Source organism: Lentzea sp. NPDC037011 (assembly GCF_055607425.1).
Map to the genome: position 1 here is coordinate 354,496 of NZ_JBVJRT010000004.1, position 11,868 is coordinate 366,363.

8 protein-coding genes are annotated in these 11,868 nt (G+C 71.5%); 6 read left to right on the forward strand and 2 right to left on the reverse strand.

Annotated features, from left to right (window positions below; genetic code table 11):
- Positions 1-208 precede the first annotated feature (208 nt).
- The 5 genes from ACZ7CH_RS13705 (at position 209) to ACZ7CH_RS13725 (ending at position 8,364) form a co-directional block, all read left to right on the forward strand.
- Positions 209-436 (forward strand): acyl carrier protein, encoded by a 228-nt coding sequence (locus ACZ7CH_RS13705; protein ID WP_458434402.1) that lies wholly within the window; start codon positions 209-211, stop codon positions 434-436.
- Positions 433-1,653: a beta-ketoacyl-[acyl-carrier-protein] synthase family protein gene (locus tag ACZ7CH_RS13710; RefSeq protein ID WP_470374005.1), complete on the forward strand. Its 1,221-nt coding sequence runs from the start codon at positions 433-435 to the stop codon at positions 1,651-1,653. The genes ACZ7CH_RS13705 and ACZ7CH_RS13710 overlap by 4 nt, the downstream gene beginning before the upstream one ends.
- Before the next feature lie 29 nt (positions 1,654-1,682).
- Positions 1,683-3,524 carry an acyl-CoA dehydrogenase family protein gene (locus tag ACZ7CH_RS13715; RefSeq protein ID WP_470374006.1) on the forward strand — a complete coding sequence of 614 codons (1,842 nt, stop codon included), beginning with the start codon at positions 1,683-1,685 and terminating at the stop codon, positions 3,522-3,524.
- A gap of 27 nt (positions 3,525-3,551) precedes the next feature.
- The gene (locus ACZ7CH_RS13720; RefSeq protein ID WP_470374007.1) at positions 3,552-5,018 is read left to right on the forward strand and encodes an acyl-CoA carboxylase subunit beta; all 1,467 of its coding nucleotides are present in this window, start codon (positions 3,552-3,554) and stop codon (positions 5,016-5,018) included.
- A gap of 451 nt (positions 5,019-5,469) precedes the next feature.
- Positions 5,470-8,364, forward strand: coding sequence for an ATP-binding protein (locus ACZ7CH_RS13725; protein ID WP_470374008.1), 2,895 nt, complete (start codon positions 5,470-5,472; stop codon positions 8,362-8,364).
- A gap of 22 nt (positions 8,365-8,386) precedes the next feature.
- Here the strand turns inward: ACZ7CH_RS13725 and ACZ7CH_RS13730 are convergent, their stop codons facing one another.
- Positions 8,387-9,208 carry a hypothetical protein gene (locus ACZ7CH_RS13730; RefSeq protein ID WP_360383612.1) on the reverse strand — a complete coding sequence of 274 codons (822 nt, stop codon included), beginning with the start codon at positions 9,206-9,208 and terminating at the stop codon, positions 8,387-8,389.
- A gap of 292 nt (positions 9,209-9,500) precedes the next feature.
- Here ACZ7CH_RS13730 and ACZ7CH_RS13735 point away from each other — a divergent pair, with 292 nt between their 5' ends.
- Entirely contained in the window at positions 9,501-10,703 is a 1,203-nt protein-coding gene (locus tag ACZ7CH_RS13735; RefSeq protein ID WP_470374009.1) for a fumarylacetoacetate hydrolase family protein, read from the forward strand.
- Here ACZ7CH_RS13735 and ACZ7CH_RS13740 read toward each other — a convergent pair.
- Positions 10,630-11,865: an MFS transporter gene (locus ACZ7CH_RS13740; protein ID WP_470374010.1), complete on the reverse strand. Its 1,236-nt coding sequence runs from the start codon at positions 11,863-11,865 to the stop codon at positions 10,630-10,632. The genes ACZ7CH_RS13735 and ACZ7CH_RS13740 overlap by 74 nt on opposite strands.
- Between the last annotated feature and the right edge of the window lie 3 nt (positions 11,866-11,868).

Below are 11,868 nucleotides of genomic sequence, written 5' to 3' on the forward strand. Positions count from 1 at the left end.
CCGATGTCATCGGCACACCAGCGGGCCCGTCATTTCCAGGTCCTAAGTGGACGGAATGGCGAGGTGGCCGCGCGGTCCGATCAGGTCACACAACCGACTGTGGTTCTCCACAGCACGGACCTCCCCCACCTGTCGCAGAGTTGGTGCTGCCAACGGTTGCCGACGCGCCGCCGAGCCGCCCATCGCAGGAGGAAACGTCTTGTCCAGCGTGTACAACACGATCGCCGAGGTCCTGACGACCAAGTTCGCGGTTCCGGCCGACACGATCACCGCGGACACCGCGCTCGAAGAGGTGCTGACCGACTCCCTGGACGTGGTCGAGTTCGGCGTCGTCATGGGCGAGCACTACAACGTCCTGATCTCCGACGAGGAGCTCGAGACGGTCACCACGATCGCCGACGTCGCCGGGCTGCTGAGCGGCAAGGTCGCGGCATGACCTCGCGTCCCGAGGTCGTCATCACCGGCCGGGGGATGGTGACCTCGGCGGGCGTCGGCGTCGACGAGAACTGGAAGCGCGTCAGCGCCGGCGAACCGACGGCCGTGCTCGGTCCTGACCTCGGTGTGCTGGGGACCCAGGTCGTGTGCCCGGTCACGGACTTCGACGCGCGGATGCTGCTCGGTCACGGTGCTCGGCGGCTCGACCGCTACAGCCAGCTCGGCATCGTCGCCGCCGGCGAGGCGGTCCAGGACGCGGGACTGCGGACCAGCGACTGGGACGGCGCCCGCGTCGCGATCGTCATCGGGGTGTCGGTCGGCGGCATGGAGACGCTGACCGCGCAGCACGTGGCGATGCTGAACCGCGGCCCGGCCGCGACCTCACCGCTCACGATGCCGATGTCGCTGGTGAACATGGTGGCCGGTCAGCTCGCCATCCACCTGTCGGCGACCGGTCCTAACCTGACGGTGTCGACCGCGTGCGCCTCCGGTGCCACCGCGATCGGCACGGCGCGGATGCTGCTGCAGTCCGGTGCGTGCGACGTCGCGGTCGCGGGTGCCGCCGATGCCTCGCTCGTGCCGCTCGTGCTCTCCGCGTTCGCCAGGATGGGGGCGCTCACCAAGCGGTCAGCGGACCCGAGCAGGGCCTCTCGCCCGTTCGACCGCGACCGGGACGGGTTCGTGGCGGCGGAGGGCGCGGCCATCGTCGTCCTCGAACGGGAGGCGGACGCCCGTGCCCGCGGCGCGACGGTCCGGGGCCGGGTGCTCGGCTACGGCGCCTCCGCCGACGCCCACCACGTGACCAGCCCGCACCCCGACGGCGTGGGCGCACGCGCGGCGATCACCGCGGCGCTGCTGGACGCCGGCCTCACCGGTGCGGACGTCGACCACCTCAACGCGCACGGCACGTCGACCAAGCTCAACGACCAGGCAGAGGCGAAAGCGGTGCGCGAGTTCTTCGGCGACGGGATCTCGGTGGCCTCGACCAAGGGCGTCACCGGCCACCTGCTCGCGGCGGCCGGGGCGGCCGAGACCGTCTACGCCTCCCTCAGCATCGAACACGGGCTGGTCCCGCCCACGGCCAACCTCGAGAACCTCGACCCGGAGATCGACCTCGACCTCGCCCCGGTGGCGAGGCGGCAGGCGATCGAGATCGCCATGAGCACCTCGTTCGGGTTCGGCGGGCAGAACGCCGCGCTGCTCGTCGGCGCGCCCTGACCGGCACCCAGAGAAGAAGGAGCAAGCAAGTGGTTGCGCACGACGCTCGATCGGAGGCGCTCGCGCGTCTCACCGCGGACCAGGTGGCGGAGTTGCGCGGACTGCTGCGGTACGGCGCCGACGAGGAGCACGACCGGTACGCCAAGCTCTTCTCCACCGCGGCCTTCGACCAGGTGGAAGGCCGCTCGCCCGCCGAGAACGCCGCTCTCGCCTACCGCCGGCTGCGGCAGGTCAACGCCGAGCTCGGACCCGTTCGCGAGTTCATCAGCGGTGACCTGGAGCGCTTCCTCGTCCTGCACGAGTGGGCCGGTGTGCTCGACCCGACCCTGGTGTCGGTGCTGACCATCCACTACAACCTGTGCCTCGGCGCCGTCCTGGAGCTCGGCGGTGACCGGCCGGAGCTGGCCGCCGTGGTCGACGAGCTGGCCAGGATGGACTCGGTCGGCGTCTTCCTCGCGACCGAGCTGGGTTATGGCAACAACGTCGCCGAACTGCGCACACGGGCGGTCTACGACCGTTCGACCGACGAGTTCGTGCTCACCACGCCGAGCCACGAGGCGCGCAAGTTCATGCCCAACACCGGCCTGGACGGCGTGCCGAAGATCGCCGTGGTGCTGGCCCGGCTGGAGATCGACGGTGCCGACGAGGGCGTGTTCCCCTTCGTGGTGCGCATCCGCGACGAGAACGGCCCGTGCCGGGGAGTCGACGTCAAGCCGCTGGGCGACAAGCCGGGGCTGGCGCTCGACAACGCCGTCACCACCTTCCGGGGCGTGCGCGTTCCGCGTGCGTTGCTGCTGGACGCCGCAGAGCCGGTCATCGCTGCGGACGGGAGCCGCACGGGTGCGGTCAGGTCGTTGCGCCGCAGGTTCACCAGGGCGATGACCAGGGTGCAGACCGGCAAGCTCTGCCTCACCTCCGCGACCGCGGCCGCCGCCCGCGCCAGCGTCTTCATCGCCGTCCGGCACGCGCACGGCCGGCACGTCACCGTCTCCGGTGGCCGGTCCGTTCCCGTCATGACCTTCCGGACCCACCAGGCCCAGCTGCTCGACGCCCTGGCCAGGACGTGCGCCGTCAGCGTGCTGTTGAACGGGACCAGGCGGCAGGCGGCGCGGAGCTCTCTCGCCTCGGTCGAGGTCAAACGCGCGCTCGCCGTGACCAAGGCGCTCGTCACGTGGACGGCGCAGGACGTGGTGACCACCTGCATCGAACGGTGCGGAGCACGGGGCATGTTCGCGCACAACAGGATCTCGCCCTACGTGGCACTGGTCCAGGGATCGATCACCGCCGAGGGCGACAACCAGGTCGTGCTCCTGGACGCCGCCAACGAGATGCTGCTCGGCCGCGGCTACGAGCCACCGGTCTCGGCACCCGGTCACGGCGCGCTGGACGACCCGGAGTTCCTGCTCCGCCTGTTCTCGCACCGCGAGAACAGGGTCTACGAGGAAGCACGCGCGGCACGCAGGACCGGTGACGACCCGTTCGAGCGGGCCAACGGCGCCGCGTTGCCGGCCTCGGAGCTCGGCAGGGTGCACGGCGTGCGGCGTGCCCTCGAAGAACTCCACGCACTGGCGCAGCGAGCCACCTCCGCCGAGGTCGGTGAGGTCCTCCGGGCGCTGTTCCTGCGGTTCGCCCTCGCCGAACTGGGCCGGGACGCGGCCTGGCACCTGTGCGACGGCACCCTCGAACCCGCTCAGGCCCGAGAGCTGCCCTCCCTGGTCGCAGCGGTCGACGAACGGCTCCTGCCCCGGGTCGAGGACGTCGTCGACGCCTTCGGCATCTCCAACGACGTGCTGCGCGCTCCCATCGCCTCCGCGGACTACGTCGAGGCCTACGCCGAACTGCTGCCCGTGCCCGATCTGCCGCTGGTCTGACCACGAGAGCCGACGGAGACAGAACCCGTGACCACGACGATGAACCCGGCCGCGACCCCCGCGCCGGTGAAACCGGCCAAGCCCGGTGCCCGCGACGCGCTGAACGCGCTCGTCGACGCCGGCAGCCTGGTGGAGTTCGGCGCGGAGGCGAAGCACCAGTGCACCGCCTTCGGCATGCAGGCCAAGACACCTGCGGGAGATGCGGTGATCACGGGCACGGCCGAGATCGACGCGCGGCCCGCCGCCGTGTTCGCCCAGGACGTCTCCGTGCTGGGCGGGACCCTGGGCGCCACCCACGCGCAGAAGATCGCGCAGGTCCTCGACCAGGCGGAGCGGGCGCGGTGCCCGGTGGTGGGCGTGCTGGACTCCGGCGGAGCGCGCATCCAGGAGGGGGTCTCCGCTCTCGACGGGTACGCGTCGATCTTCCGCCGCAACGTGGCCCTGTCCGGGCGGGTACCGCAGATCAGCGTGATCCTCGGTGCCTGCGCGGGCGGTGCCGCCTACTCCCCCGCGCTGACCGACCTGATCGTGATGGACCGCCAGGCGCACATGTTCCTGACCGGTCCCAAGGTCGTGCGCAGCGTGACCGGTGAGGACGTCACCGCCGCGGACCTCGGCGGTGCGCCCGTCCACTCCGCCATGTCCGGCCTCGCACACCTCGTGACCGAACGCCCCGAGGACGCGTTCCCGCTGGTGCGCCGGATCTTGTCCTACCTGCCCAGCTCGTGCTGGGACGAGCTGCCGCTGCACCTGGCCCGCGAGCCGGAGACCGACCCCGAGGTGCCGTCCGAACAGCGCAAGACCTACGACGTGCGGCGAGTCGTGCGCGGGCTGGTCGACGGGGACAGCTTCCTCGAGCTCCAGCCGCACTACGCCGCGAACATCGTCATCGGCTTCGCGCGGGTGGACGGCATGCCGGTGGGTGTCGTGGCGAACCAGCCGAACACGCTGGCGGGCACGCTCAACGCCCAGGCGGCCGAGAAGGGCGCACGGTTCGTGCGGATGTGCGACGCCTTCGGCCTCCCCCTGGTCACGCTCGTCGACACCCCGGGTTTCCTGCCCGGCCGGTCCCAGGAAACCGACGGCGTCATCCGCCGCGGCGCCAAGTTGTTGTACGCCTTCGCGGAAGCGACCGTGCCCAGGGTGACCGTGATCCTGCGCAAGGCCTACGGCGGCGCGTACATCGTGATGAACTCCAAGCAGCTCGGCGCCGACCGCGTGTTCGCCTGGCCCACGGCGGAGATCGGCGTCATGGGAGCCGAGGGCGCGGTGGAGGTCGTGTTCCGCCGCGAGCTCGCCGCGAACCCCGGCAAGCGCCAGGAGCTGCTGGAGAACTACCGCGCGGAAGCACTGTCGCCGGCGCTGGCGACCGCACGCCAAGCCGTCGACGCGCTCATCACGCCGACGCAGACCCGCGACGCGATCATCAAGGTCATCCGTCCGTTGATGCGTGCCCGGCGCCCGGAGCACCGGCACGGCAACATGCCGCAGTGACGACAGCTCAGAACTCCATCTCCGCCTCACCCAGGATGCCGCCTTCCGCTACCGCGAGGGCGGCATTCTGCTGCGCGCGGTGCGGTGCCTGAGCTGATCTCGCGGAGCCGTCAGCCGGAGGGGCTCGTCCTGTGCCAGGGACTGGAACACCGGTTTGCCCCGCCGGTCACGACTGCCTTCAATCGAGAGGCGACTTCGATCAAGTGGCAGCGCACACGGCGGAGGTGTGACCGAATTCATTTTTCTCTTTTTTCCTTATCGCCCCAAACGACATCCCCATGCGGATGTGATAAATCTCGTCGCACCCCGGGAGAAGCGTCCCCCGAATGCCTCATTTACGCCCGTGACCAGCAGGGTACCCTCGCGTGGAATTGAAAGAGCAAATTTAACACCCGTGGACTAATACGATTATTACCCGAACGGACCAGCCGCTGACTACGGAGCGTTCACGATGAAAGCCGACGCAAGTCGACGCCGGAATCTCAACAGCCGGACCGCCCTCGTCGGCCGCGGGGCCGAGTTGCAACGCATCACGGAGGCCCTGGACGCAGCGGAGGCCGCCATGCCCTCCACGCTCCTGTTCGAAGGAGCGACCGGCATCGGCAAGACGGCACTGCTGGACGCCGCGTGCTCGATGGCACGTGAACGCGGATTCGTCATCTGCAGGGCCGTGGCGTCGCCGATGGAGCGGGAGATGCCGTTCGCCGTGGTCCAGCAGCTCTTCGAGCACCTGCGCCTGGAGCGGACCAGCGGTTGGGACCAGGAAGCCGCACCGCACGGGCACGCGGTCATCGCCGGGCACCCCGCGGGCGACCTGGGCGACTTCGAGGAGGTCCACGTCCACCGGGCGATCCGCGACCTCTACCGCATCACGACCGGTCTCGCGCAGCACGCGCCCCTCTGCCTCGTCATCGACGACGTGCAGTGGACGGACGTGCCGTCCCTGCGCTGGCTGAACTACCTGGTCCACCGGGTGGCCCGGCTCCCGGTCACGATCCTGCTGGGCCGCACGTCCGGCATCCGGCCGACCGATCCGATCCTCCTCGCCGAGCTCGAGATCTACTCGGAGCGGCTGCGGCTGGGCGTTCTCACCGCACCGGACGTCGCGGCCCTCACCGAGCAGGTGCTCGGACGCGCACCGCACGAGAAGTTCACCGCCTCCCTCCTGCGGGCCACCAACGGCTGCCCCATGGTGTCCACCCAGATCCTCTCCCTGATGAGGGAGCAGTCGGTGGCACCGGACGAGCAGGCCGCGGCCAACCTGATCACCCCGCAGCCAGAGGAACTGGGGCGGTCCGTGCTCGCGCGGCTCAACCGGCAGTCACGCGAGCTGGTCGAGGTCGCCAAGGCGATCGCCGTCGTGGTGCCACCTCACCTGGAGCTCCTGGCCGCGGTCACGGGCATGAGCAGCGGCGCGGCCGCGGACCAGGTGCGCCAGCTCGAGGGGATGGGGGTGCTCGCTCCGGAGGGCGAGCTCACCTTCGCCCACTCGGCGCTCAGGAGCGGGATCGAGGAGGCCGTCGCCTACGGTGACCAGGAGGAGCTGCACGCCAGAGCCGCGCGGTTCCTGCACCGGACGCGCGCGTCCTCCCTCCTCATCGCACGGCACGTCCTGCGGACGTCCTCCCGTCTGGGTTCCTGGGCCGTGGACGCGCTCCGGGCCGCCGCCGAGACGCTGATCACCGAGGGCGATCCCCAGTCCGGTGCGAAACTGCTGAACAGGGCCCTGCAGGAGGACGTCTCCGCCGCCCAGAGGCGAGACCTGGTGCTGCGGCTGGGGTTCGCCGAGACCTACGTCGACCCGCGGATGGCGGTCGTGCACCTCGAGGAGGGCATCGGCGAGCTGGACGACCCGGAGAGAACCCTCGCGGTCGTCTGCCGGCTCGCCCAGGTCCTGTACCTCGACGGTGCCTACGACAAGGCGGACGAGGTGCTGAGCCGCGCCGTGGACGAGATCGGGCCCAAGATCCCCGCGGCGGTCGACATGCTGCAGCTGCTGAGAAAGCTCACGGTGCCGTCGCGGGACCCCTCGACCGGCCAGGTGGACCTCACCCGCTTCGACGAGCGGGAGTGGCGCAGTCGCGACGCACGTGGTCGCAGGCTCGCGGCGCTGATCGCCGAGGACGCCGGCAACCGGGGAACCGACCTGCACCTGTGCCGCGAGGCGGCCGTCGCGGCGATGCAGAACGGCGCGGCCGCCATGCTGCAGCACCCGCAGCGGCTCCTCGGCGTGCTCAACGCCTTCATCCGCACCGATGACCTCGAACTGGTGATGCGCTACTGCAACGACGTCCTGCTCGAAGCGCACCGGGAGGGGTTGTCGCTGATCGAGCTGCTCGGCCACACCGTCCGTTCCCGGGCGCACTACCACTGCGGGTCCTTCACCGAAGCGGTCGCGGACGCCAGGCTCGCGTTGTCCGCGGCGAGGAAGGCGGAGCTGCCCCCCGACCACTTCGGGAACGTCTACGCCGTCGAAGCGCTGATGCGCGCACACATGGAGCTCGGCGCGCTCGACGACGCGGAGGAGGCCCTCCTGCTCCTCGGCAGGACGAGGACGCTGCCGCAGACCTGGCCGCACACCGCGCTCCTGCACGCGAGGGGTGCGTTGCGCATGGAGCGCGGTGACGCCGCGGGAGCGCTCGCCGACCAGCTCGAATGCGGTGAGCGCCTGGTGTCCTGGGGCATGGGCAGTCCGGCCGTGCGCCCCTGGCGCTCCTACGCGGCGCTGGCCAGGCTCCGGCTGGGGCAGCGCAGGCAGGCACTGGACCTGGCGCTCGAAGAGCTGACGCTGGCACGGAAGTGGGGCGCGCCGACCGTCGTGGCCCGCGCGTTGCTGACCGTGGGCATCGTGACCGGCGGTGCCGCCGCCGCGCCCTGGCTGTCCGAGGCCGACGCGCTGCTGAGGGGGTCGCCCGCGCGGATGCTGCACGCCAGGGTGCTGCTCGAGCTCGCCGTCACCCAGTGGGAGAAGGGCCACCGCGACGCGGCACGGCGCCACCTCGCGGAGGCGCGGATGCTGGGCGAGCAGTGCGGCGTCGTCGTGGAGCCGGGACAGCGGCTCGCGGGTCTGGGGGCCGGCGCCGCGGGGAGTGAGCTGGTGCGGCCTCGTGCCGAGCCGGCGAGCGTGCCGCCACCGGGCCCCTCGTCCACCGCGCTGCTGACGCCGCACGAGTACCGCGTGGCGAGCCTGGTGCTGGAGGGGAGGTCGAACGACGAGGTCGCGCACAAGCTCAACGTCACCCGGCGCACCGTCGAGTTCCACCTCACGAGCATCTACCGCAAGCTCGGTGTGCGCCGCCGGACCCAGCTGTCCTCCGCACTCGGCGGCTTCGTCTCACGGAGGTGACGTCGCCGGAACGCGCCGGGCGCTACCGCTGGTCCAGCGAGGAGATCGTGTGCTTCGCCGGCGCACGGCCGGCGGGCGCTGTGCCTTCCTTCTGCTGGGTGTTCGCCGAGTAGTGGGCGACGGCGATGGCCCCGGCGAACGCCAGCACGAACCCGATGGTCGCGGCGGTCAGGTACCCGTCGCGGACGGTGTCACCGAGGTAGACCAGGCCGACGAACGACGAGAGCGCCGTGTTCGTGGTGAACATGATCGCGGTGACACCGGTCGGGCCGCCCTTCTGCAGGGCCATCGCGAACAGCACCGCCGCGACGAGGCCGTTGAGGACGATGGCCCAGGCCGCCGGTTCGAGGACCAGTCGCCACGCGGTGTCGGGGAGGTGGAGGGTCCTGGCCGAGATGCCGACGACGCTGTAGGCGATGCCGGAGCCGAAGGCCAGTGCGACGGTGGCCCAGACGTGGTTGTGGCGGCGGGCGTAGACGGCGATCGCCGCCACCGGGAGTGCCACGGCCACGAGGACCCACCGCCACTGCGGCGGCAGGGCCTGGGCCCTGCCCGGCTCCGCGGAGACGCCCAGCAGGACCAGGCCGATCGCGCCGACGGCCAGTGCCACCCACCCCGACCTGCGCAGGCGGGTGCCCATGAATGCGCTGATCATGGCGGTCACGCCGACGCTGAACGCGAGCATCGACTGGACGAGGAACAGCGGCAGGCGGTGCAGGGCCGCGGACGCGCACGCGAACCCCAGCAGGTTCACGCCGAGACCGAGGAAGTACCGCCACTGGCGCCAGAGAGCGATGAGATCGCGAGACGATCCGCCGTGCGCGGCGACACGCCGGACACCCATCGACTCCAAGATCGAACCACTGCCTGACGCCAGGGTCGCCAACACAGCGAGGACGTAACCCAGAGCCATTCGTCCATTGTGTCAGCCGGTGTGCGCGGTGCTTTCAACCTCCCCGGGCCAGTGCAGTCCCGACCCAGTCCCCCGGGGCACGGGTCAGGGGGTCCGGTGCGGCGGTGAACAGCGCAGCGGCCACCTGGCCGGTCAGCGATGCGGTACAACAGTCGCAGCGCCACACCCGCGATCGCGCCGTCACGACGGCAGAGACCCGGCCACCGCAGCAGGAAGGGTTCCCATGGGGATCTCGCTCACCGCAGCCGACGTCCTCCCCGGCGACGCAGCGGACGCCACGCTGGCCGGGAGGGTCTTCGACCCGTCCGTGAGCGGCCCTTCGGTCGTGGCGGTCCGCGGTGAGGAGGTCGTCGACCTGTCGCCGGTGGCGCCGACCGTGTCGGCGCTGCTCGAACGGCCGGACGCGGTGGAGGTCGTCAGGACGCACGCCGGTGGCACGTCGTGGCCGCTCGCGGAGGTGCTGGCGGCCACGGCGAGCCGGGCCGCCGGTGCCGTCCCCCGGTTCCTGGCGCCGGTCGACCTGCAGGTGCTCAAGGCCGCCGGCGTGACGTTCGTGCGCAGCATGCTCGAACGGGTCATCGAGGAGCGCGCCGACGGGGACCCGGCGCGGGCCGAGGAGGTGCGCGCGAAGGTGGGTGCGGCCGTGCGGGGCCACATCTCCCACCTGCGGCCGGGGTCCGCCCAGGCCGCGGAGGTGAAGGGGGTGCTGCAGGCGGAGGGGCTGTGGTCGCAGTACCTGGAGGTCGGCATCGGGCCCGACCCCGAGATCTTCACCAAGGCGCCGGTGCTCTCGGCGGTGGGGCTGGGCGCCGACGTCGGCGTTCTCGCCCGCTCGGAGTGGAACAACCCCGAGCCCGAGCTCGTCCTGGTCGTGGACTCGCGCGGGAAGCCGGTCGGCGCGACGCTCGGCAACGACGTCAACCTGCGCGACTTCGAGGGGCGCAGTGCCCTGCTGCTCACCGAGGCGAAGGACAACAACGGCTCCTGCGCCGTCGGGCCGTTCCTCCGGCTGTTCGACGACGGGTTCACGCTCGCGGACGCCAAGGCCACCGAGATCGCCCTGGACATCACCGGGCCCGACGGGTTCGAGCTGCACGGCGTGAACCCGGTCTCCGAGATCAGCCGGGAGCTGGAGGACCTCGTGTCCCACGCCTATGGTGCCCACCACCGCTACCCCGACGGGTTCGTGCTGTTCACCGGCACGATGTTCGCCCCGACCGAGGACCGGGACCAGCCCGGTGAGGGGTTCACGCACAAGGTCGGGGACGTCGTGCGCATCTCCTCGCCGCGGCTGGGGGCGTTGACGAACGTCGTGAACACGGCCGAGGACGCGGAGGACTGGGCGTTCGGCATCACCGCGCTGATGGAGAACCTCGCCGGCCGCGGTCTGCTGGGGTCGCGCGCAGGTCGCGGACCGACCGGCTGAGCAGGGGAACGAGCGCCGCGGCCACGAACGCGACCCCGCCGGCGAGCGCCACCGTCCGCGCACCCCACTCGGCCGCTGCTCGTCCCACCACGAGCAGCCCGATCGGAATCGCGCCGAAGGACAGCAGGTCGTCGTAGGAAGACACCCTGGAGAGGACTTCGGGGCGCACGTTCTGCTGCAACGCGGTGTCCCAGGTGACCCCGGACACCGTGAACCCCATCGCGCCGACGAAGACGCAGACCAGCAGCACCGGCAGACCGGCGTCCGCGCTCAGCGCGAACAGCGGGAGCGCGCCGAAGGCGGCCGCGACCATTCCGGCGCGCAACGGCCTGCGCAGCACGAGGCGGTACATCAGCAGGCTCATGGCGACGAGGCCGGTCGCGCGCACGCTCAGCACCAGGCCCCACGCCGCGTCGCCGCCGTCCTCCCTGGTGAGCGTCGGGCCGAGCACCTGCCAGGGGCCGACGTTCGCGAGGTTGACGACGAAGAACGCCAGCGACGTGACCCACACCCAGGTGGTCGACCTGAACTCCCGCCAGCCCGCCCGGATGTCGGGCAGCAGGCTGCCGCGCGCGCCGCTGACCCGTCCGGACCTCGGCAACCGGGACAGCAGCGCGGCCGCGATGAGGAAGCTCAGCGCGTCGGCGGCCACGGCCCAGCCGCCGCCGGCGACGGCCGTGATGACGCCGGCGAGGGCGGGGCCCGCGACCCGGCTGACGTTGCGGCTCAGGGACAGGGCGGAGTTGGCGCGGTGCAGGTCCTCCGGTGCGACGAGCTCGGGGACGATGCCGCGCAGGGCGGGCGACGCGAACGCCTCGAGTGCGCCGTGCGCCACCGCGAGCAGGGACACGGGGAGCAGGTCGAACGTGCCGGACAGCAGGATCGCGGCGACGCCCGCCTGCGTCAGTCCGGCCCCGAGGTTGGCGTGGACCAGCAGGGTCCTGCGCGAGAACCGGTCGGCCACGGCACCGCCGACGAGCAGGAGCACGAGCTGAGGACCGATCCCGGCCGCCAGCACGATGCCGAGGTCGGTGGCGCGTCCGGTGGCCCCGAGAACGCCGAGCGCCAGCGCGACGGACGACATCGAGGAGCCCAGGAGGGAGACGGTGCGGGCGGCGAGGAACCCCCTGAACGGTGGCCGGAGGACGGTAGAGTCGATCATCTT